Source organism: Nocardia sp. 348MFTsu5.1, assembly GCF_000383535.1.
Classification (GTDB): Bacteria; Actinomycetota; Actinomycetes; order Mycobacteriales; family Mycobacteriaceae; genus Williamsia; species Williamsia faeni.
Window position 1 is genome coordinate 59,926 of the sequence record NZ_KB911521.1, and the last position, 22,857, is coordinate 82,782.

Consider the following 22,857-nt stretch of genomic DNA (forward strand, 5'->3'; position numbering starts at 1 on the left):
AAGTGGTCATGTCGCAAGCTCTGACACGCTCAACCGCCGTTTCCAGGGGGGACCTCGATCCGGTCCGCGCTTTCGCGCGGATCCGTCCCGAACGCACCCTGGACGAATTGTTCGATGATCAACCGGGAGCGCTCGTCCTCGTCACTGCGCCGGGCGGATATGGCAAAACCACATTTCTCGAGCAATGGCTGAGTCGACGCGCAACGTCCGAGCCCGTCGGCCGGGTCATGTGGGTGGGGGTCGATGCATTCACCTTCGACGACAACGTTCTCGGGGCGACAGCAAGCCCGCAACTGTCCGAGACCGCTGGTGACGGCGGCCCGGTGACGGTCGTTGTCGACGAGGCCCACACAGTGACGGATCCCCTTGCGCTCGATGCGTTCCATCGCTTCCTCCGCCATCGGCCCCCCAACGTGAATGTGGTTGTCGCCGCCCGATTCGATCCGCCGTTGATCTGGCAATACCTGATCGGCGACGGGGTCGGGGCCCGGATCGGACGCGAGGACCTGGTACTGACCGCATCCGAGGTCGATCGAATATTGCGGCAGCACGGCCTCACCCCGACCACTGATCAGGTTGCGCGGGTCAGGGAAATGACCGGTGGATGGGCGATTCTCGTTCGAATGGCGGCCGTCTTCCTGGCACCGCACTCCGATGTCGAACTGGCGTTGCTGGAGCTCGCCGGGTGCCCCAAACTCATCTCGGATTTCTTGCGCCGGGAACTCCTGGACGCCATGACACCTCGCGTGCGTCGCCTGGTCACCCGACTGTCGAGCGTGGCCGATTTCGACGCCGACCTGGCCAGGGCGATGGACGGCGCCGACGCCGACGCCTATATCCCCGAAATCGTCGGACTGGGAGTCGCGGTGGCGGTGCCGTCGGCCGGCGGCGACGTGATCCGATATCGGTTCCTGCCGCTGATCGCCACGTACCTGCGCGGCGAACTGCAGCGCACCGATCCCGAACTCGGGCGCACGTTGCAGGTGAGGGCGGTTCGATGGGCATCGGCCCATCGCCGTCCCGCAGAAGCGATCGACTACGCCGCGCACCTCGGTGATGCGGAGTTGCTCCGCCAGACGATTTTTCACAGCGGCGTCGAGCTGATCCTGCAAGGCCGGCGCGATACGGTGCTGGCGGTGCTCGACAGTTCTGGCATCGCGCTCGGCGAGGATCCGGTTGCGGTGGTGCTTCGGGCATTGGCAGCCATGGAGCATGGTGACGACCGTTATGCGGCGTCTTACCTGGAGTGCGTGGTCCCCGCCGAGGCCGACCTGTCGATAGACGGTGGGATTCTGCTCTACCGGTCCCTCCTCTTGGACGTTGCACTGTCGCGTGACGATCCAGATCTGTTCGACCTCGCCGAGGCTGTCGCATCGTCCGTGGGCGATCGTGGTTGGGCGGTGGATGCGTACGCCCATACCGTTCTCGGATCGGCGTACACGCGCCTGAACCGGTCCGCGGACGGCGAGCAGTCGTCGATCCGGGCCATCGCGCTGGCAAAGTCTGCCGGACTGAATCGGCTCGCGGTGCGCGCGATGGCCAACCGGGCATTCGTGGCCGGCGAGCGGGGCCAGCCGGCACTGATGGAGGATCGTGCCCGCTACGCGCTGGCCTGTGTCCGCGACACCTCCGATGTGGACCCCATGGTGGCAGCCTCCCCATACGTGTCGCGCCTACATGTGTGGGAGGCATACGCGCGGTTCATGCAGGGCAAACCGTTGGGCGATCTCAAACCTGAACAGACCGAGGACGTTTCGGAAGGGGGAGAGGCGTTCAGCGTGCTGGGCCGCCATGTACCCATTGCCCTGAACATCCTGATGTTCGACAACTCGACGAATCGGCTCGTCCTGACCGCAACGGCCTACAGTGCGACATCGGCGTTACTGGTGTCGGCGTCCTCCCCGTTTCCGCTGCTCACCCTGCTTCCCCGGGTGGCGCACATGTGCGTGTCGGTGAAACGGTTCGACTGGGCCCGAGACCTGGCCCGCAAGGCGGAGCGGGCATTCGGTCACACGGACGAGGTCCGCCTTGTCGATGCCGCCGTCGAGGTCGGGGAGGCGCACCCTCAGGTGGCGCGAAAACTGTTGAGCCCGTTGCTCGAGAGTGTTGATGCACAACCCGAGACGACGGTGGCGGCCTGGGCGCTCGAAGCGTATGCGTGTGACTTGGCGGGTATGTCCACCCAGTCGTATTCGGCGATCACCCGCGCCCTGGAGACTGCGGCCGAACACAGGGTGATGCGTCCCCTCGTGGAGGGCGGGGCCGGTGTGGCGAAGATCATCACCACGTACCGCGGCAGTTTCGGTTCGGTCAACGCGTATGCCGACGCGGTTCTCGCGGTCATGTCGCGGGGCAGGGTGCGCGACTACCCGCCTTTGACCCGTGCTGAAACCCACGTCCTGCGGTTCCTGGCGACCGATCGCACCACCGAGGAAATCGCCGGGCTGATGCATTTGTCGGTCAATACCGTCAAAACCCACCTGCGAGGTATCTACCGAAAGTTCGACGTCCGCCATCGACGTGACGCGGTGTCGGTGGGTCAGCGGCTCGGCTTGCTCTGACCTGAATTTGCCAGTTCTTCCACCCGGCAGGGTATGTTCGACGGTAATCACCGAGACGAATCCAGGAAAGCGTCTCATCCGGCTCTATTCCGAAGCGCTTCGGTGACGCAAATCTGTCGAACGACACACTTTGAGACTCTGAGGAGGAGGAGCGAGTGGCCGCCACCTTGCCCCGTCAGGACACGACCGATCCCCGTCAAGAAAAGACCGATTCAGGATTTCCGTCGGCTTTCCGCTACGCGGACGCGCTGCAGAATCGTCGGCTGGCAGCGGTGCGCAGGCTGGCCGTCAAGTTCACCGGGAAAGACCTGTTCCCACCGGAGGAACACATCCGGACCTTCGCCGAAGACATGTTCCGCAGTGATCCGGTGGCCGAACGGTTTGTCGACGAGGTCTACGGAGAACACGGTCCGCAGGCCGCGCGCGCGATGCTCGACAGGGCGCTGACCGAAGGTCTTGACGCAGTTGAGAACCCACCTCCGGCGATGGTGGCGCTGTTCGAGGAGTTCGAAACCGTTCCGGAGTGGGTCGATCCCGAACTCATCGCCGAAGGTGAGGCCATCTGGCGGCGCTGGGGCACGTCGCTGTTCAGCGTGGCGGGCGGGATCACCCTGGAGATGTACACGGAGGCGGCCGTGGCGACACCGTTGTCGCTGGCCGGGGGATACGCCGGAGACAACGCCCTGCGCCGGTTCCTCGAGACGGCCAGATTCTGGATCGACGTCTCCGAACCCGATGCGCTGCTGACACCCGGTTCCGTCGGACGCGCCACCGCGATGCGGGTGCGCGTGATGCATGTGTGGGTCCGGCGGACCGTGGCCGACCATCCGGAGTGGGATACCGAACGCTGGGGCACCCCGATCAGTCAGTCGTACCAGTTGCTGACGTTGCTCGGCGGCAGTGTGGTGCCGGCATCGGCGTTGTGGTTGGTGGGTGTGCAGACAACTCCGCGTGAGATTCGGGTTCTGTTGCATTACCAGCGCTATCTCGGACACCTGCTCGGTGTGCGCACCCAGTGGTATCCCGAGACCATTGCGGATTCGTTCCGGCTCCTGGCGATGGTCACCGCAACCCGCAGCTACGACGCGGGTGAGAACGGCGCGGAACTGATCGAATCGTTCCCGGCCGCCTTTGCTCCTCGCGATGGGCACAAGGGGCTACGGCGACTGCGTGAAAAGTACAACGCCGGAATCTATTCCGCGTACTCGGCGATCTACATGATGCCGTTGACCAGGCGTCGGTACAACATGCCGAGCGCGTTCCCGTGGATCTTCTGGCTGATCGTCCGCTACCCGTTGGTGGCTCTGGTCGAGACCACTCGCCGCCTGTTCCCTCCGGTGTCGCGGCTACATGAACGAATCATGCGCCGGCACCGGGAAAACTGGCATTCCGCTCAGATGGAAGGCCGTGAAGCCGCATTCGAGGCCGGCAGCGCACTGCGCCGCTGACCCCGAAGCAGAGGGTCAGGGGAGGTTGCCGGCGGCGGAACGATCCACAAACCAGACCGTTTCCTCGGTGCCGTGGGCTCCGGCGCAGGGCCAGTCCATCGGGTCGGCGCCGCCGACACCGGCGGCCACCGCCTCGGCCTTCTCGGCACCGGAGACCAGGAACCAGACCTCACGTGCCCGCGCGATCGCCGGCAACGTCAACGTGATCCGGCCCGGAGGCGGTTTGGGTGAGTTCCGCACCGCGACCACCGAGGCCTGGCTCTCGCTGGTGGCGTCGGTGTGGGGGAAGAGCGAATTGATGTGTCCCTCACCGCCCATCCCGAGCAGGTGCAGATCGAACTGCGGGATACTCTCGCCGTCGCCGGCACGGTCTGCCAGCCGCCGCGCGTAGTCGGCCGCAGCCGCCTCGATGTCGTCGCCGAACTCACCGTCGGACGGCGCCATCTCGAAGACCCGACCCGGGGCCACCGCCACGTGATCGAGCAGCGCGGTGTACGCCTGTCCGGCGTTGCGCTCCGGATGGTCGGCGGGCACGAAGCGGTCGTCGCCGAAGTAGATGTCCACCGACGCCCAGTCGATGTCGCCGGAATCCTTCGCCAGCGCCTCGAGCAGGGCGACACCGTTGCTTCCGCCGGTCAGGACCACCGAGGCAAACCCGCGGGCGGCCTGTGCCGCCGTCACGGTCGTGATGAATCGCTCGGTGACCGCGGCGACAAGGCTGTCCTTGTCATCGAGGCGGACCACGTCTGGATGGATACTCATCGCCTTGTTCTACCTCCTGATTTACGAATGCGTTGTCATGAATGAATTTTGTCTTCGGCGCGAGTCAGGCCTGAAATGCCCTGCAGCGCCAGGTGATAGGTCTCGTCGGGATCGAGGCGGCGAAGCTCCTCTGCCAGGCAGCTGCGTAGTTCCCGGTCGGGTAGCGCCACCTTGCCGTCCGGCTTGCCCGGGATGGAGATGATCGCCTGATTGCCCATACCGACGCAGAGGACCAGTGGTCCGGAGTCCCGGGATGCCGTCACCTGGAAGCTCCCGACCGACCGCGTCACCGGCACGCCCAGGGCCGAATGAAGCCAGCCCGCAAGGAGTTCGACGGCGGCGGTGTCGGCCGGCCCCTGAACCTCGACCTCGGTGATCGGGCTGTGCGGCGGCTGATCGAGTGCCGAGGTGAGCAGTGCCCGCCAGACGGTGATCCGGGACCAGGCGATGTCGGAATCGCCGGGCGCGTATGTGGCTAGGCTCTGCGCCAGCGTCGCCGCGACGTCGGTTGCCTTGGTGGAGTCGGTGATCCGGCGCTTGCCGAGCTGACCGATCGGATCGGCGGCCGGGTTCGCCGGAGCGTGTCCGGGCCACCACGTGACCACCGGGGTGTCGGGCAGCATGAACGGGATCACGACGCTCTTACCGTGATCAACAAGATCGCCGAAGAGGTGCAGGACAACCACCTCGGATGCACCGGCATCTCCACCGACCCGGATCTCGGCATCAAGCCGCGACGGCCCACTGCGGTCGGCGCGCGCGACCACGATGACGCGACAGGGATGTTCACGGCTGGCCTCGTTCGCGGCCTCGATGGCAGCCTCCGTCGGCTCACCCTCGTTTGTGCAGACCAGGAGCGTCAGAACGCGACCGGAGGTGAACGCACCGCCCGAGTCCCGGACCTTGATGAGTTCCTTGCTGATGGCAGTGGTGTTCGTATCGGGAAGTTCGACGATCATTGGTGCGCTCCTTCGGTGCGAGAGCGGTCAGGGACGACGCCAGGCCCTACCGTGACGCGCCATCATGTCTTCTGCAGATTGCGGGCCCCAGGTTCCCGCCTCGTAACCGTCGGGCTTGCCGCTGGCCGCCCAGTGTTCGAGCACCGGATCGAGGATCTGCCAGGACAGTTCGACCTCCGCGTTCACCGGGAACAGTGACGGCACGCCGAGCAGGACATCCAGGATCAGACGCTCGTAGGCCTCCGGGGAGGACTCGGTGAATGCCTGACCGTAGGAGAAGTCCATGTTGACGTCACGGACCTCCATCGACGATCCCGGGACCTTGGAACCGAACCTGAGCGTGATGCCCTCGTCGGGCTGCACCCGGATCACGAGCGCGTTCTGGCTCAGCTCTTCGGTCATCGTCTGGTCGAACGGAAGGTGGGGAGCCCGCTTGAACACGAGCGCGATCTCGGTCACCCTGCGGCCCAACCGCTTTCCGGTGCGCAGGTAGAACGGCACACCGGCCCACCGCCGGCTGTCGACCTCCAGCGCGAGTGCGGCGAAGGTCTCCGTTGTCGAGTCGTGCGCAAAGCCCGTCTCGTCCAGCAGACCGGGGACCTTTTCACTGCCCTGCCAACCCGCCTCGTACTGGCCGCGTGCGGTGTTCTCGTCGAGCGGCAGGATGTTCCGGGTGGCCGAGAGGACTTTGATCTTCTCGGTCTGGAGTTCATGCGGCTCAAAGGAAATGGGCTCTTCCATCGCCACCAGCGCCATCAGCTGGATCAGGTGGTTCTGGATGACGTCGCGCGCCGCACCGATGCCGTCGTAGTAGCCGGCCCGCCCACCCAGACCGATGTCCTCGGCCATCGTGATCTGAACATGGTCGACGTAGTGCGAACTCCACACCGGGTCGAACAGCTGATTGGCAAACCGCAGCGCCAAGATGTTCTGGACGGTTTCCTTGCCGAGGTAGTGGTCGATCCGGAACACCGAGTTCTCCGGAAAGACCTTGTTCACCACGGTATTGAGCTCTTTGGCGCTTTCGAGGTCGTGGCCGAACGGCTTCTCGATGACCACCCGTCGCCAGGTGTCCTCGGTCTGGTCCGCCAACCCCGATCGCGAAAGCTGTTCGCACACAACGGGAAAGGCGTCAGGCGGGATCGAGAAATAAAACGCGTGATTGCCGCCGGTACCGCGCTCCTTGTCGAGCTCCAGCAGGGTGTCCCGCAACCTGTCGAAGGCGTCGTCGTCGTCGAATGTTCCCCGGACAAACCGGAAACCCTCGCTCAACCGTTCCCACACGTCCTCCCGGAACGGCGTCCGGGCATGTTCGCGCACGGCATCGTGCACCACCTGCCCGAAATCCTCGTGGTCCCAGTCTCGGCGCGCAAACCCGACCAGTGCGAATCCGGGAGGCAACAGCCCCCGGTTCGCCAGGTCGTACACCGCGGGCATCAGCTTGCGGCGGGCGAGGTCACCGGTGACACCGAAGATGACCAGGCTGCACGGACCCGCGATCCGGGGCAGCCGCTTGTCGCGTTCATCGCGCAGTGGGTTGACCCACTGGTCCGTGGGACGGTTGGGCAAGGCCGATCAGCCCTTTGAACCCGCGGCCAGCTGCTCGGCGGTGGCGTCGAGCAGTTCCTTCCACGAGGCCTCGAACTTCTCGACACCCTCGGATTCGAGGACTGCGAACACGTCCGCGAGGTCGACTCCGGCGGCCGCAACCGCATCGAAGACCTGCTGCGATGCCGGACCCTGGCCGATGATCGATTCGGTGTTCACCACACCGTGGTCCGCGAAGGCGTCCATCGTCTTCTCGGGCATGGTGTTGACGGTGTTCGGTGCGACCAGCTCTCCGACATAGAGGGTGTCGGGGTAGGCCGGATCCTTCACACCGGTGGACGCCCACAGCGGGCGCTGCGGGTTGGCACCGGCAGCGGCCAGCGCGGCGAACCCGTCACCGTCGAAGACGTCCTGGTAGGCCGCGTAGGCGAGCCTGGCGTTGGCCAGTGCGGCCTTGCCCTTGAGTGCCTTGGCCTCGTCGGTGCCGATCGCGTCGAGACGCTTGTCGATCTCGGTGTCCACGCGGGAGACGAAAAACGATGCCACCGAATGGATCTTCGACAGATCGTGGCCCGCGGTCGAGGCCTGCTTCAGGCCATCGATGTAGGCGGCCATCACACCCTCGTAGCGTTCGACAGAGAAGATGAGCGTCACGTTGACGCTGATGCCTTCGGCGATCACCTTGGTGATGGCAGGCAGACCCGCGAGGGTGGCCGGGATCTTGATCAGCAGGTTCGGCCGATCGACGATCTTCCACAGTTCCACCGCCTGGGCGATGGTCTGCTCGGTGTCGTTGGCCAGACGGGGATCGACCTCGATCGAGACCCGGCCGTCGACGCCCTTGGATGCCTCGTACTGCGGGGCAAGTACGTCACACGCGTTGCGGACGTCGTCGGTGGTGACCGTTCGGATGGTGGCGTCGACGTCTGCGCCGCGGGCGGCGAGTTCGTTGACCTGTGCGTCGTAGGCGTTGCCCTTGGACAGCGCCGCCTGGAAGATCGACGGGTTCGTTGTCACGCCGACAACGGATTTCGTGGCGATGACCTCGGCCAGATTGCCGGATTCGATCCGGGTCCGGGAGAGATCGTCGAGCCACACCGAGACGCCGGCCTCGGCCAGTGCAGCAAGATTGGCGTTCTGTTCGCTCATGTCGTGCTCCGATTCAGGTGGTGGGATTTCAGGCGTTTGTGGATTGCTTCGCGAGGGAGCGTTCGGCGGCGGCCGTGACAGCTTCCGCGGTGATCCCGAACTTCTCGTACAGGACCTTGTAGTCGGCCGATGCGCCGTAGTGCTCGATCGAGACGATCTCGCCGCCGTCGCCGACCAGGCGGTACCACGGCATCGCGATGCCGGCCTCGACGACCACGCGGGCCTTCAGGCTCGGCGGCAGCACGGAGTTCCGGTAGTCCTCGTCTTGTTCGTCGAACCATTCCACGCACGGCATCGAGACGACACGGGCGGCAATGCCCTTGTCCTTCAAGGCTTTCTGCGCGTCAACCGCGAGGTACACCTCGGAACCGGTGCCGATCAGGACCACCTGCGGGTCACTGTCGGGTTCGGACAGGATGTAGCCACCCTTGGCCACACCCTCGGCCGACGTGCCTTCGAGGATCGGCAGGTTCTGGCGGGTCAAGGCCAACCCGGCCGGGTTGTGCCGGCGCTGCAGAATGGTCTGCCAGGCGTAGGCCGTCTCGTTCGCGTCACCAGGACGGACAACATCCAGATTCGGGATGGCCCGCAGTGCGGCGAGGTGCTCGATCGGCTGATGCGTCGGGCCGTCCTCGCCCAGACCTATCGAGTCGTGGGTCCAGACATAAATCGGGTCGGTTTCCATCAGTGCGGCGAGCCGAACCGCCGGTCGCATGTAGTCGGCGAACTGCAGGAACGTGCCGCCGTAGGCGCGGGTCGGCCCATGCCGGACGATACCCGACAAGATCGCGCCCATGGCGTGTTCGCGGATACCGAAATGCAGTGTCCGACCGTATGGATTGGCGCTCCACGTCTTGGTGCTGATCTCGGTCGGGCCGAACGAGGCCGCCCCGTCGATCGTGGTGTTGTTGCTTCCCGCCAAATCGGCTGAGCCACCCCACAATTCGGGCAGAATCGGGCCGAGTGCGGAGAGCACCTTGCCGGATGCGGAACGAGTGGCGACGTCCTTGTCGCCCACCTCCCATTTCGGCAAAGCGTCGGTCCAGCCGTCCGGTAGGCCATTGACATTGAGCCGGTCGAGAAGTTGTTTGCGGTCGGGATTGGCCTCGGCCCACTCGTCGAATGACTTGGTCCAGGCCTCGCGCAACTCGGCGCCACGGTCAACCAGCGAACGCGTATGCGCGATGACCTCGTCTGCAACCTCAAATGTTTTGTCCGGGTCGAAACCGAGGATCGTCTTGGTGGCCGCGATCTCGTCGTCACCGAGCGCCGATCCGTGCGCACTGCCGGTATTCATCTTGTTCGGAGCCGGATAGCCGATGATCGTCCGCAGCACGATGATCGACGGCTTGTCGATGACTGCCTTGGCCTTCTCGACGGCCTCTTCGATCGCGGTCACGTTCTCGCCACCGTCGACATACTGCACATGCCAGCCGTACGCGGCGTAGCGTGCACCCACATCTTCGGACAGCGCGATGTCGGTGTCGTCCTCGATCGAGATGTGGTTTTTGTCATAGAAGACGATGAGGTTGCCGAGCTGTTGCGTGCCGGCCAGCGAACTCGCCTCGGACGTGACGCCCTCTTCGATATCTCCGTCGGACGCGATCACGTAGATGTAGTGGTCGAATGCGCTCTGTCCGACCGGTGCGTCCGGGTCGAACAGACCGCGCTCGTAGCGGGCGGCCATCGCCATACCGACTGACGAGGCCAGTCCCTGGCCCAGCGGTCCGGTGGTCATCTCCACACCGCGGGTGTGCCGGTATTCGGGATGGCCGGGTGTCTTGGAGTCCCAGGTACGCAGCGCCTCGATGTCTTCGAGCTCGAGCCCGAAGCCGCCGAGGTAGAGCTGGATGTAGAGGGTGAGGCTCGAATGCCCGCACGACAGGATGAACCGGTCGCGACCCATCCAGTCGGTGTCGGTCGGGTCGTGACGCATCACCCGCTGGAAGAGGGTGTACGCCAGGGGAGCCAGGCTCATGGCAGTTCCCGGGTGTCCACTGCCGCACTTCTGCACCGCGTCAGCCGCCAGGACTCGTACCGTGTCAACTGCTTTGCTGTCCACAGCCGTCCAGTCGGCGGGGTGTGAAGCCTGAGTTAGCGTGCGAATCTCATCTGTTACTGACACGTTTTCCTGAACTCCTCAAACTCGACTTCGTGATTCTGGGGCTCGGCATCTGCGACTGGCCTGGGCTCCGCGCAGTCCACGTCAAGCGTAGTCGCCCGACGCGGACGCCGTTAGCTACGGGATGCGAACGGGCAGCGAAGGGGCGCGTGCTAGTCGACGGTGCAGGTAACCCGCCGATCGGACCTCGATTGCTGTTTGCAACCGACCTCCGTCTACCATTCCCTGTAGTAGATGAGCATGAGTCAGGAGATCTAGTGCGGATTGGGGAACGTGTGAGCGGACACGGTTTCGCCTCCTCCCCAGCGTCAGGTGGTGGGCAGGCTGCTCCCGTGGAGCGCACCACCAGCGTTCGCGGGCGGATTTCAGCCTTGGCCCTCGCATACCTCGCGCTGACGAAACCTCGCGTCATCGAATTGCTGCTCGTGGCGACGATCCCGGTGATGCTTCTTGCTGATCGTGGACATGTCGACCCGGCGCTGATGGCCTGGACCCTCCTCGGTGGGTGGCTCGGCGCGGCCAGCGCGAACACCCTGAACATGGTCGTCGACGCGGACATCGATCAGAAGATGAAGCGCACCGAACGGCGGCCATTGGCCCGCCATGCGGTGTCGACGCGCAATGCCCTCATTTTCGGCCTGGTTCTCGGTGCCGCGTCCTTCGCGGTGTTGTTCGCGACGACCAACCTGCTCAGCGCGCTCCTGGTGATGGCGACCATCGCGTTCTACGTCTTCGTCTACACAATGATCCTGAAGCGCCGTACCTGGCAGAACGTCGTCTGGGGCGGAGCCGCCGGATGCATGCCGACGCTCGTCGGATGGACCGCTGTCACCGGATCCCTGAGTTGGGAACCGCTGGTGCTGTTCGCGGTGATCTTCTTCTGGACTCCGCCGCACACCTGGGCCCTGGCGATGCGCTACAAGGAGGACTACCGCGCCGCGGGCGTCCCGATGTTGCCCGTGATCGCCACCGAGGTGCAGGTCACCCGGCAGATGCTCTACTACACCTGGGCCACTGTCCTGAGCACCCTCGTACTCTGCCTCGCGACCAGCTGGATCTACGCCGCGGTCGCCCTGATCGCCGGTGGCTGGTTCATCTACGTCGTGCACAAGCTCTATCGCGGAACACTGCGCGGCGAAGAGGTGGCGCCGCTGAAGGTCTTCCTGCAGTCCAACGAATATCTGGCCGTTGTCTTCTGCGGTCTGGCAATCGATTCCGTCATCGGATTGCCGACACTGTCCAGCCTGTTCTGACATATTCGTCGGTCGAACGGCGGACCGGGCGACGCCCGCAATGGCAGGTGCGACCCACGACACGTTAACGTTTTCTCGTCGGCCGTTGGGATGATGGCCAGCTCTATTTACATCAGGGGGAGTTGTGTCAAATCCATACGGCCCGGGCCAGGGTCCCGAAGATGCCGGTTGGCAGCCTTATTCGGAGCCGACCGTGGTCGGGCAGCCGCAATTCGGGCAGTACCCACCTCAGGGTCCAGGCGGCCAGCCACCGCCCGCAGATCCCAATTACGGCGCATATCAGCCGTATGCCCAGCCTGCGCCCGGCACCTGGCCACAAGGTGGTGGCGGTGGCCCGGTCCCACCGGCGAAGTCGAAAAAGCCGTTGTTCATCGCGCTGGGCGTCGCCGGCGTAGTGGTCCTGGTCGTGATCCTGGTGTTGTCACTTGTCGTCTTCACCGGCGACAGTGAGTCCGGTGAGCCGGACGCGGTGGTCACGTCCTATCTGCAAGCGCTGGCCGACGGCGATTCCGCAGAAGCGCTCGGTCTGATGAAGGCGCCGGCATCCGAACTGCTGCTCACCGACGACGTGCTGAAGAAGCAGCAGAAGATCGCCGCGATCACCGATGTGAAGATCATCGACACCAGCGACTCCGGCGACAACGCAACGGTCCAGGCCACCTACATGTTCGGCGATCGGAAGGCCGACGAGACCTTCTCGCTCACCAAGGCCGGCGACGATTGGCGCTTGGACGACGGGGCCGTCGTCATCGACATCTCGTACTTCAAGGACGGAATCCCGGGGCTGACGGTGTTCGGCGTGCCCGTCGACAACGAGTCGAAGATCTATGTATTTCCCGGCCCGGTCGAATGGGGCACGTCGGATGAGAACTTCACCGTCGTCGATGAGAATCAGTCCGAGTTCGCGATGTCGGGGAACAGCTATGGATCGGCGAACTCACCGACCGTTGACCTGAGTTCAACCGGTACCGCGGCCGTCCAGTCGGCGATCCAGGCCTATGTCGACAATTGCGCGTTGTCGAAAGAGACGGATGCGAGTGTCGACAAGCCCGGCTGCGAGCAGGATGTCTACGCCTTTGACGCCGAACCGGCCTCGGCTGTGTGGACTGCGCCCACCGACCTCGATGCCGTGGAGTACCGGGTCGGATACGACGACCCGAACCAGGTGTCGATCAACGGCGACCTGGCGTGGTCGGTGACGTACCGCACGAAGCCGTACGGATCTCTGCCGGCAGAGACCAAGACCGAGACCACGACGCAGTACCTCTACGGGGACATCGATCTGTCCGCCGACGAGCCCGTGTTCACTCCTAGCTGATCGGTAACAACACCACGGAGCCGGTCGTGGCCCGCGCCTGTAGCTCGGTGTGGGCACGGCCGGCTTCGGCGAGTCGATAGCTGTGACCGACGTGGACGTTCACCGTTCCGCTGCTGATGCCGGTCATGACGTCCCCGGCCCGCCAGGCTCGTTCGGCGGGATCTGCGATGAAGTCACCCAGCTTCGGCCGGGTGATCGAGAGTGACCCGGCGGCATTGAGTCGCTGGAGATCGAACGGTGGCACCGGCCCGCTGGCGGCACCGAACAGGACAACCGTTCCGCGTACCGCGGTCGCGTCGATGCTCTGGTCGATGGTGTCGGCTCCCACACCGTCATACGCAACGGCCACACCCACGCCTCCGGTGAGGGCCCGCACGCGGTCGGCGAGATCGTCGCCGTATCGGAGGACCTCGTCGGCGCCTGCGTCCCGCGACAACGCCTCTTTGGTGTCGTTCGACACGGTGGTGATGACTCGAATCCCGTTGGCCTTGGCAATCTGCGTGAGCACCAGTCCCACACCGCCGGCGCCGGCGTGGATCAGGACGGTGTCACCGGGTTTCGGGTGCGACGATCCGTCCAGGAGGTAGTGGGCGGTCATGCCCTGCAGCAGTGCGGAGGCGGCCACCTCATCGCTCACGGCATCCGGCACGGCGACGGCAACGTGAGCGGGCATCGTCACGAGTTCGGCATAACTGCCGGCGGCGTCGCACCAGGCGACCCGCTGACCCGGCGAGGGTGACTCGACACCGTCGCCGACCGCGACAACCACGCCGGCGCCTTCGCTGCCGGGGATATACGGCAACTGCATCGCATAGATGCCCGCGCGCTGGTAGGTGTCGATGAAGTTCACGCCGATCGCCGCGACCCGCACCAGGATCTCGCCCGGTTTCGGCGTCGGATCGGGGAGTTCGACGAACTCGAGGACGTCGGGACCGCCGTGCCGGCTCACCTGGATTGCGCGCATGACTGTAGTTGTACCCACTCGCGGCGGCGGTACACAGCGGGGGGTGTCCGATCCCGGAGCGGACAGCACGGCAACTATGCTGTGGCGATGAGCGAGCACAAGGCGGTCATCGCAGCGATCAGCAAGTACGTGGCGCGCGAGGGCGGGTCGGCAACAGCGGTTTTGCAGCCCATCGGGGCTGCCGGAGTGCGAATCACCCTGGTCGGTGGGGCCGGTGGCATCCTGGGCGACCAGGTGGTGGCCGATCTCGATACGGCGAAGGCGATCGTCGAGCAGGTCGAAGGGCTCGCGGTCGGCGAGTGGGATCGCGACCTGACGTCGATTGCCACGGTCGACCCGTCGCACTACCGCAAGATGGCGGGCTGGGTCGCGAACACCTAGCCGGTCAAACGGCTGGGTATCAACAGCTGGGAGATCAAGGCTGGGACGCCGCTGCGGCTTCGACCGGCTGATCCGACGATGTCGAACCGGTCGTCGCCTGTCGCGGTCGCATGGCAACCCATAGGGCGGCCGTGGCGGCCACGGTCGCTCCGGCGCCCGCAACGTGGATGACCACGAGTGCCGCCGGGATGTCGGTGACGTATTGCGTGACACCGACGAATGCCTGTGCGGTGACGATTCCGACCACCACGTAGAGACGCTTCTTGAGTCGTGCGGGCGCGCCCACGGCGAAGAGGGCGAAGCCCAACGCGACCAGCACCGACAGGTAGGCGATCAATAGGTCGGCATGCAGATGGACCAGCGTGGTGATCTCGATCTTCAACCGCGGTACCGGCTTGTCGATGCTTTTGTCGCCGGCGTGCGGTCCGGCACCGGTCACCATCGTGCCGGCGATCAGGACACCGGTCATCAGCGCCGCCGACAACGCCGCCAGCCAGCGCAGTGGTGCGGGTACGACGGCCACGGCCTCGCCGTCGTCCGGTTCGCGGACCTTCTCGAGCAGCAACACCGACAGCCACACCATGCCCATCGACAGCAACATGTGGATGGCCACCGTCCACCACAGCAGGCCGGTCAGCACGGTGATCCCGCCCATCACGGCCTGGACGACGGTGGAGACCGGCATCAGCCAGGCGTAGAAGCGAACCTCGTATCGGCGGCGCGCGCGCGTCACCGCGATCACGATGACCGCAGCGGTCAGGACGACGAGGAACGTCAGCATCCGGTTGCCGAACTCAACCGCCCGGTGGATTGCCTCGACCTCGTCGTGCTGGACCGGTGTGAAGCTGCCCGGGAAGCACTGCGGCCACGTCGGGCAACCCAGCCCCGACGCGGTGACCCGGACCACTGACCCCGTCACCGCGATACCGGCCTGTGTCAGCACCACCGCCAGCGCGGCGAGGGTCTGGAAGCGGAGCGAGGGGAGCGGGAGCCGGTCGACGAGCCGGACAAACAAGCGGTACACGTTACTGATCGTAGGGTGCCGGGTTTGACGATCGGGGCTCAGGTGAACTTGAAGTAACGCACGGCCGCGGTACCGGCGGCGATACCCCAGGCAGCGAGCACGGCGATACCGATCAGGTCGAGTGAACCGCTGGTCGCCTGATGCAGGGCCTCGGCCAGGGCGCCGGACGGGGTGCAGCGGACGAACCACTCGACCGCGGGCGGGACGTTGTCCCCGATCACGACGATCGAGGCGATCCCCAGGAATGCGAACCACAGAAGGTTGGCCAGAGCCAGCACTACTTCGGCCTTGAGCGTGCCACCGAGCAGCAGTCCCATCGCGGAGAACATGAGTGTGCCGATGGCGATCACGAGGATGCCGAGGAGCAATCCGCCCGGTGAGGGCTCCCAGCCCAGGATCATCCCGAGGACGCCGAGGATGACGGCCTGCATGCTCACCACGATGGCCACGGCGATGGATTTACCTGCGATCACGCCCCACCTCGGGAGGGGTGTGGCGCCGAGTCTCTTCAGTGCGCCGTACCGGCGGTCGAATCCGACGGCGATCGCCTGCCCGGTGAACGCCGTGGACATCACCGCGACGGTCATGACCGCAGGGACGAACATGTCGGCGCGGGACTCGTCGAAGTCGCCGATGGGCAACAGGCACAGGCCGATCAGCATGGTGATCGGGATGAACATCGTGAGCAGCTGCTGCTCGCCGTTGCGCAGCAGCAGGAGCAATTCGATCCGGGACTGCGCGGTGAGCATCTTGCGGATCGGTGCCGACCGCGGATGCGGTGTGAATGTGCCTGCGGCGAAGCGGTTGCCATTGGTCGTCCGGGCGTTCGTCATTCGCGCATCCCCCGGCCGGTCAGATCCAGGAACACGTCTTCAAGACTCCGAGTCTCGACCTGTAGGTCGGTTGCCAGCACATCGATCTCCGCGCACCATCCGGTCACCGTGGCCAGTATCCGCGGGGTGACATGGCCGGTGACCAGATACCCACCGGGGGAGAACTCCCGGCAGGAATAAGCTTCTGGCAGAACAGCTTCCAGCAAGTTCATGTCGAGTCCACGGGGTGCGTGGAATCGTAGTTCGTTCTCGGCCCCGCGACTGGTCAGTTCGGCGGGGGAGCCCTTGGCGACCTCGACCCCGTGGTCGATGATCAGCAGCTGATCCGCGAGCTCTTCGGCCTCGTCCATCAGATGCGTGGTGAGCAACACCGAAACGCCGTCGGCCCGAAGCCGATCGATCAATTCCCACACCATGATCCGGGCGTGCGCATCCATGCCGGCGGTGGGTTCGTCCAGGAATACGACCTCGGGGCGACCGACGAGTGCGCAGCCGAGCGCGAGTCGCTGTTGCTGTCCACCCGACAACCGGCGGTACGGCGTGCGCTGGGCGTCGACGAGCCCGAGGTTCTGCAACAGCCAATCGGGGTCGATGGGATCGGCGGAGTACGAGGCGCACAGCCGCAACATCTCACCCGCGCGGGCGCCCGGATACGCGCCACCGCCCTGGAGCATCACGCCGATGCGGCTGCGAACCGCCTCATTGTCGGTGATGGGATCGAGTCCGAGGAGCGTGACCTCACCGGCATCCGGCGAAGCGAAGCCTTCGCAGATTTCTACGGTGGTGGTCTTGCCGGCGCCGTTGGGGCCGAGGATCGCCAGGATCTCGCCGGTCTGGAGTTCGAAGTCGAGACCGCCGACCGCGGTCGTCTCGCCGAATCGCTTGACCAGACCTTTGACCGACAGTGCTGGACCGGTCGCCGCGGCACCGGTGACCCCGGGAGCGTACGACGGGCTGTTCACAACGTCCAAGAGTAAGCTGCCCGCGCGCCGAGTCCGAACACGGGTGACGCCCGAGGCGCAGTGCCGTGTCGGCAGATCATTTCTGGGCGGTTCACTTCTCGGCGGTCGCGGGGGCAGTCTTCTCGGCGTTCACGCGCTTGCGCCGCTGCCACGGCATTTCTTCGAAGAAAAGTGCTGTGAGTATCGCCACAAGTAATACGGCCGCGACGATGGCCTCGGCCAGCTGGAAACCGCGCGTGCCGGCACCGGTCGGGAGCACGACGATGGCCATGACCGCCGAGAGTGTGATCGCGATGATCCGGAACCATCGTCCGGTCGCCCAGGCGGCGAGCGGGATGATGCACCACAGCAGGTACCAGGGCTGGACGAACGGGAAGAACAGCACGAAGCTGCCCATCGCCAGGCCAAGGGCCCCGACGGGGTGGATCCGGCCGGCCAGCGCCGCGAGCAGCCAGCGCACCACCAGGATCGCGGCGATGACCTGACCGACCGGGCGGGCGACGTCGAGCATCGCCTGGGTCTGATCACCGAGCCCGAGGAGCACACCGATCCGGCCGGTTGTCACCGACATGAACGTCGGCATCGACATCCAGGAACGCACCACGCCGCCGGTCGACAACGTCTTCGTCCAGCCGAAACCGAGTCCGGTGCCGACGCAGATGACGACGGTGACGACCACGAGGATCGCGCCCACCAGTCCGGCCGCACCGAGCAGGGCCAGCACGCTGCGTTTCGATCGTTGCCAGTATTCGCGCACCGGGGCATGCCGGAGGGCCGGCAGGGTGGCGCCCCACCTGCGGGCGAGTGCCACACCCACAAAACCCAGCGCCAGAATCGATGAGACCTTGATCATGCTGGAGCCGGCCATGACCACCACGCCGGCGATCAATATCCACCCCGGACGACTCGGTATGAGAGAACCCGGTTTTCGGAGTCGCTGCGGTGAATCAATACCCCGGAAACACAGCTCGAGTCCGGCGAGCATCATGCCGAGCATCAGCGCTTCGTTGTGGATGCCACCGACCAGATGCAGGATGAGCAGCGGATTCATCGCGCCGAGCCACAGCGCTGCGACGGGCGACACCCCGCAACGGCGGGCCAGGCGGGGCAATGCCCAGACGATCATCGCCACACCGAGCAGCGCGAGTACCCGGTGTGCGGCCAGTGCGGCCGGGATGTTCTCACCGGTCAGGTGGGTGATCTGGTCGCCGAGCCAGAGGAACAACGGCCCGTAGGGCGCCGGGGTCTCGCGCCAGATGTTGGGCACCGAACGGGTGAACACATGGTCGATGCCCAGCCCCGCGGCCGGGCTGATCACATAGGGATCGAGGCCACGCGCCGCGATCTCACTCTGGGCGAGATACGAATAGACGTCTTTGCTGAGCATCGGTGGTGCCAGTACGAAGGGGATGATCCAGACCAGCAGCGTGCGATCGGCCTGGCTGCGGGTCATTCGTCGCTGGGGTGAGCGGTCTTTCATGACCTCGACGCCCAGGCGTCCCACCGCGAACTTTCCGAGCAACAGCCAGGCCAGGACCAGGATCACCACACCGGTCAGCGAAAACGTCAGTGCAGTCGGCCACATCCGGGACGGCAGGGACAGCACCCGCATGCCGGCGAGGGGATTCTGCAGCACCGGGAGCGCACCGGTGCCCAGCGATCCGACCAGGACGAGCACCGAACCCATGGAACCGAACAGCCGGATCCGGAGGAGGCGTTTGTTCTCGGCCGGCGTGAGCGGACCGACCTCGGCTTCGTCGCCGTGCAGGCGCGCGACCGCCAGGCCGTAGTCGCCGGTGGCGTCTTTGTCGGGCTCGGGTTCCCCGACCCGGCGTAGGCCCAGGTACTCGAGCACTTTGCGGAATTCGGCGCGGATCGGACCTCGTGACGGCACGGCAGCTTTCTCGGGGTCGACGGGAGGGTCGACTTCTGGGGCTGCGGTTTCCGGCACAGGGGAGACTGTAATCGTCTGTTCGCTGTGCCCGGTCAGCCCGCGGTGGCGCGTGCCACGGCGCGGGCTCAGGTGTGGCGTTGATCAAGCAAGGTAACCCTTGCTAGCAATCGGAATCTATTTCGGTAACACTTGTGTTGTGAAAACGGTCGCTGGTACCTCGCTTGCCCCGGAAGGGGCATCGATGTCTGCTGCGCCGGGCACACATATCGGCGCTGAATCCCCGGTGCCCGTCAGCCATGACGGTCAGACCAGGGCCGCCGTCGTCACCCTCATCCTCGAACAGGGACCGGTGACCGCGGTACACATCAGCGATGAGCTCGGCATCACCCCCACCGCGGTCCGCCGTCATCTCGACGCGATGATCGCCTCGGGGGATGTGGTCGCGACGGCAGCGCCCCGCTACGCACACCGCGGACGCGGACGTCCGGCCAAGCATTTCCAGCTGACACCGAGCGGTCGCGGTCGCCTCAAGCACGCATACGACGACCTCGCCGGCGCTGTCATGCTCCGCCTGCGCAAGATCGGTGGCGAGGAAGCGGTAACCGACTTCGCCATGGAGCGGGCTGAGAAAATCATGTCTGACGTGCCGGTATCGGGCACGTCGGCAGAAGAACTCGAGAACACCGCGGAACAGATTGCCGAAGCTTTGACCAGTGCGGGATTTTCCGCGACCACCCGCCGCGTTGGAAATGGTGTGCAGATCTGCCAGCACCATTGCCCGGTGGCGCATGTGGCCGCTGAGTTCCCGGAATTGTGCGAAGCGGAAACCGCGGTCTTCACCGCGAAACTCGGTACCCACGTGCAGCGTCTGGCAACGATCGCCAACGGCGACTGCGCATGCACCACCCACGTGCCGCTTGCAAAAATGCAAGGGGCAAATCAGGTCGACGCCCAGTCCGCGTCGGCATCGGTAGCCTCCGGAAGGAGTCACATATGACGGTCACAGACCCGACCCCCGCAGCAGCATCGGCGGACGTTCTGACGCAGGAAGAGACGATCGACTCTTTCGGTTCATACGGATACGGTTGGTCCGATTCCGATGTCGCCGGCGCCAGCGCCCAGCGCGGCCTGTCCGAGGCGGTCGTCGCAGACATCTCGTCGAAGAAGAATGAGCCCGAGTGGATGCTCGCCGCGCGCCTCAAGGCGCTGTCGATCTTCGACCGCAAGCCCATGCCGAACTGGGGCAGCGACCTCGAGGGCATCGACTTCGACAACATCAAGTACTTCGTGCGGTCCAGCGAGAAGCAGGCCGCAACGTGGGATGACCTGCCCGAGGACATCAAGAACACCTACGACCGGCTGGGTATCCCGGAAGCCGAGAAGCAGCGTCTGGTCTCCGGTGTCGCGGCGCAGTACGAGTCCGAGGTCGTCTACCACTCGATCCGTGAAGACCTCGAGGCGCAGGGTGTCCTGTTCCTCGACACCGACACCGCGTTGAAGGAACAGCCCGAACTGTTCGCCGAGTACTTCGGAACGGTCATCCCGGCCGGCGACAACAAGTTCTCCGCACTGAACACCGCGGTCTGGTCGGGTGGGTCGTTCATCTATGTGCCGCCGGGTGTGCACGTCGACATCCCGCTGCAGGCCTACTTCCGGATCAACACCGAGAACATGGGTCAGTTCGAGCGCACGCTGATCATCGTCGACGAGGGTGCGTACGTGCACTACGTCGAGGGTTGCACCGCGCCGATCTACAAGACCGATTCGCTGCACTCGGCCGTAGTCGAGATCATCGTGAAGAAGGGTGGCCGCTGCCGGTACACCACCATTCAGAACTGGTCGAACAACGTCTACAACCTGGTCACCAAGCGGGCCAAGGCCGAAGCCGGCGCCACCATGGAGTGGGTCGACGGCAACATCGGTTCCAAGGTCACCATGAAGTACCCGGCGGTGTGGATGACCGGTGAAGGCGCCAAGGGCGAGGTTCTCTCGGTCGCGTTCGCAGGTCCCGGACAGCATCAGGACACCGGATCGAAGATGGTCCACCTGGCCCCCAACACCTCGTCGAACATCGTCAGCAAGTCGGTGGCCCGTGGTGGCGGCCGGACGTCGTACCGCGGACTCGTCCAGATCAACAAGGGTGCCCACGGCAGCCGCGCCACGGTGAAATGTGATGCGCTGCTGGTTGATCAGATCAGCCGCAGTGACACCTACCCGTACGTCGACATCCGCGAGGATGACGTGACGATGGGTCACGAGGCCACGGTCTCCAAGGTCAGCGACGACCAGATCTTCTACCTGATGAGCCGCGGACTGACCGAGGACGAGGCGATGGCGATGGTCGTGCGCGGATTTGTCGAGCCGATCGCCAAGGAACTCCCGATGGAATACGCGCTGGAACTCAACCGGCTGATCGAACTGCAGATGGAAGGCTCCGTCGGATGAGTTCTGCTACAGGTGTTGTCGGTGCTGTCGAGGGTGAGAACACCCGGCGTCCCGTCAACAAGGGTGAGGTGTTCACGTCGTTCGATGTGAACGCGTTCGAAGTCCCCCGTTCCAAAGACGAAGCGTGGAAGTTCACGCCGTTCCGTAAGCTACGTGGCTTGCATGACGGTGGCGCACAGCGCACCGCCGAGGCGACCACCGTTGTCGGCGGAGTGGTCGACGGTGTGACCGTCGAAACCGTCGGTCGCGACGACAAGCGGCTGGGCCAGGGCGGCGTGCCGTTCGATCGCATTGCGGCGCAGGCATATTCGTCCTTCACCTCGGCGACCGTGGTCACCGTGGGCAAAGAGGTCGAACTCGCCGAGCCGATCACCGTGGTCGTCGAGGGCCCGGGTGTGGGCGAGACCGCATTCGGTCACCTGCAGGTCCGGCTCGCACCGTTTGCCAAGGCAACCATTGTGATCGATCAGAAGGGCAGTGGCACCTACGGCGAGAACATCGAGTTCATCGTCGGTGACAGTGCACATCTGACGGTCCTCAATGTCCATGACTGGGCCGATGACATGGTGCACGTGGCTGCCCATCACAACCGGCTCGGCCGGGATGCGGTGTTGCGCCACTTCGCGATCAGCCTGGGCGGCGAACTGGTTCGCCTGAGCCCGGTGGTCCACTACGACGCGCCCGGTGGCGACGCCGAGCTGTGGGGTCTGTACTTCGCCGATGCCGGACAGCATCTCGAACAGCATCTGCTGGTCGATCACTCGCAGCCGCATTGCCGGTCGAACGTGGTCTACAAAGGTGCGCTGCAGGGTGTTGCCGGCGACCGTGCCCATGAGGCGCGGACGGTCTGGGTCGGCGACGTGCTGATCCGCGCCGGTGCCGAGGGCACCGACACCTTCGAGCTGAACCGCAACCTGATCCTCACCGACGGTGCGCGTGCGGACTCGGTACCCAACCTGGAGATCGAGACCGGCGAGATCGTCGGTGCCGGACACGCGAGTGCCACCGGTCGTTTCGATGACGAGCATCTGTTCTACCTGCAGTCTCGTGGCATCCCCGAAGATGAGGCCCGCCGCCTGGTGGTTCGCGGATTCTTCGGTGAGGTGATCGCCCGGATCGCGATTCCGGAACTGCGTGACAGGCTCTCCGCCGCCATCGAAGCCGAGCTCGAGGCCGCCGGCGCCTGATCGCCCGCAAGCACAAAACTTTCCCCCAGATATCAGCAAGGAACTCA

At 65.0% G+C, this 22,857-nt stretch carries 18 protein-coding genes; 8 read left to right on the top strand and 10 right to left on the bottom strand.

Features of this window, described 5'->3' with window-relative positions:
• Positions 1 to 8: 8 nt before the first annotated feature.
• Positions 9 to 2,561: a LuxR C-terminal-related transcriptional regulator gene (locus tag H290_RS0121520; RefSeq protein ID WP_020108907.1), complete on the top strand. Its 2,553-nt coding sequence runs from the start codon at positions 9 to 11 to the stop codon at positions 2,559 to 2,561.
• Positions 2,562 to 2,716: 155 nt separating this feature from the next.
• Complete coding sequence (locus H290_RS0121525) at positions 2,717 to 4,009, top strand: oxygenase MpaB family protein (protein WP_020108908.1); 1,293 nt, start codon at positions 2,717 to 2,719, stop codon at positions 4,007 to 4,009.
• A 15-nt stretch (positions 4,010 to 4,024) separates the two neighbouring features.
• On the opposite strand, the gene pgl is transcribed toward H290_RS0121525, so the two are convergent.
• The 5 genes from pgl to tkt are packed head-to-tail and all read right to left on the bottom strand — an operon-like array spanning position 4,025 to position 10,552.
• Positions 4,025 to 4,771, bottom strand: a complete 747-nt coding sequence (gene pgl / locus H290_RS0121530) for a 6-phosphogluconolactonase (RefSeq protein WP_020108909.1) — start codon at positions 4,769 to 4,771, stop codon at positions 4,025 to 4,027.
• 35 nt (positions 4,772 to 4,806) lie between these two features.
• Complete coding sequence (locus H290_RS0121535) at positions 4,807 to 5,730, bottom strand: glucose-6-phosphate dehydrogenase assembly protein OpcA (protein ID WP_020108910.1); 924 nt, start codon at positions 5,728 to 5,730, stop codon at positions 4,807 to 4,809.
• 27 nt (positions 5,731 to 5,757) lie between these two features.
• Positions 5,758 to 7,299, bottom strand: a complete 1,542-nt coding sequence (gene zwf / locus H290_RS0121540; protein ID WP_020108911.1) for a glucose-6-phosphate dehydrogenase — start codon at positions 7,297 to 7,299, stop codon at positions 5,758 to 5,760.
• A 6-nt stretch (positions 7,300 to 7,305) separates the two neighbouring features.
• On the bottom strand, positions 7,306 to 8,427 hold the full coding sequence (tal, locus tag H290_RS0121545) for a transaldolase (RefSeq protein ID WP_020108912.1): 1,122 nt from the start codon (positions 8,425 to 8,427) through the stop codon (positions 7,306 to 7,308).
• Positions 8,428 to 8,455: 28 nt separating this feature from the next.
• Complete coding sequence (gene tkt / locus H290_RS0121550; RefSeq protein ID WP_028463505.1) at positions 8,456 to 10,552, bottom strand: transketolase; 2,097 nt, start codon at positions 10,550 to 10,552, stop codon at positions 8,456 to 8,458.
• Between the two features lie 329 nt (positions 10,553 to 10,881).
• Here tkt and H290_RS0121555 point away from each other — a divergent pair, with 329 nt between their 5' ends.
• Both H290_RS0121555 and H290_RS0121560 read left to right on the top strand, forming a co-directional pair.
• Positions 10,882 to 11,802: a heme o synthase gene (locus H290_RS0121555; RefSeq protein WP_020108914.1), complete on the top strand. Its 921-nt coding sequence runs from the start codon at positions 10,882 to 10,884 to the stop codon at positions 11,800 to 11,802.
• A gap of 124 nt (positions 11,803 to 11,926) precedes the next feature.
• The gene (locus H290_RS0121560; RefSeq protein ID WP_028463507.1) at positions 11,927 to 13,120 is read left to right on the top strand and encodes a DUF4878 domain-containing protein; all 1,194 of its coding nucleotides are present in this window, start codon (positions 11,927 to 11,929) and stop codon (positions 13,118 to 13,120) included.
• On the opposite strand, the gene H290_RS0121565 is transcribed toward H290_RS0121560, so the two are convergent.
• Entirely contained in the window at positions 13,113 to 14,084 is a 972-nt protein-coding gene (locus H290_RS0121565) for a quinone oxidoreductase (RefSeq protein ID WP_020108916.1), read from the bottom strand. The genes H290_RS0121560 and H290_RS0121565 overlap by 8 nt on opposite strands.
• Before the next feature lie 87 nt (positions 14,085 to 14,171).
• Between H290_RS0121565 and H290_RS0121570 the strand changes: the two genes are divergently transcribed.
• Complete coding sequence (locus H290_RS0121570; RefSeq protein ID WP_051122172.1) at positions 14,172 to 14,465, top strand: hypothetical protein; 294 nt, start codon at positions 14,172 to 14,174, stop codon at positions 14,463 to 14,465.
• Between the two features lie 34 nt (positions 14,466 to 14,499).
• Here the strand turns inward: H290_RS0121570 and H290_RS0121575 are convergent, their stop codons facing one another.
• The 4 genes from H290_RS0121575 to mptB all read right to left on the bottom strand — a co-directional run bounded on the left by H290_RS0121575 (position 14,500) and on the right by mptB (position 19,178).
• Entirely contained in the window at positions 14,500 to 15,489 is a 990-nt protein-coding gene (locus tag H290_RS0121575) for a heme A synthase (RefSeq protein ID WP_020108918.1), read from the bottom strand.
• Positions 15,490 to 15,527: 38 nt separating this feature from the next.
• Entirely contained in the window at positions 15,528 to 16,322 is a 795-nt protein-coding gene (locus H290_RS0121580) for an ABC transporter permease (protein ID WP_020108919.1), read from the bottom strand.
• Positions 16,319 to 17,284, bottom strand: a complete 966-nt coding sequence (locus tag H290_RS0121585) for an ABC transporter ATP-binding protein (RefSeq protein ID WP_020108920.1) — start codon at positions 17,282 to 17,284, stop codon at positions 16,319 to 16,321. Before H290_RS0121585 ends, H290_RS0121580 begins: the two co-directional genes overlap by 4 nt.
• A gap of 91 nt (positions 17,285 to 17,375) precedes the next feature.
• On the bottom strand, positions 17,376 to 19,178 hold the full coding sequence (gene mptB / locus H290_RS0121590) for a polyprenol phosphomannose-dependent alpha 1,6 mannosyltransferase MptB (protein WP_051122173.1): 1,803 nt from the start codon (positions 19,176 to 19,178) through the stop codon (positions 17,376 to 17,378).
• A 241-nt stretch (positions 19,179 to 19,419) separates the two neighbouring features.
• Between mptB and H290_RS29440 the strand changes: the two genes are divergently transcribed.
• The 3 genes from H290_RS29440 to sufD are packed head-to-tail and all read left to right on the top strand — an operon-like array spanning position 19,420 to position 22,810.
• On the top strand, positions 19,420 to 20,175 hold the full coding sequence (locus tag H290_RS29440) for a metalloregulator ArsR/SmtB family transcription factor (RefSeq protein ID WP_110260148.1): 756 nt from the start codon (positions 19,420 to 19,422) through the stop codon (positions 20,173 to 20,175).
• Positions 20,172 to 21,623, top strand: a complete 1,452-nt coding sequence (gene sufB, locus H290_RS0121600; RefSeq protein ID WP_020108923.1) for a Fe-S cluster assembly protein SufB — start codon at positions 20,172 to 20,174, stop codon at positions 21,621 to 21,623. The genes H290_RS29440 and sufB overlap by 4 nt, the downstream gene beginning before the upstream one ends.
• Complete coding sequence (gene sufD / locus H290_RS0121605; protein WP_020108924.1) at positions 21,620 to 22,810, top strand: Fe-S cluster assembly protein SufD; 1,191 nt, start codon at positions 21,620 to 21,622, stop codon at positions 22,808 to 22,810. The genes sufB and sufD overlap by 4 nt, the downstream gene beginning before the upstream one ends.
• Positions 22,811 to 22,857 lie beyond the last annotated feature (47 nt).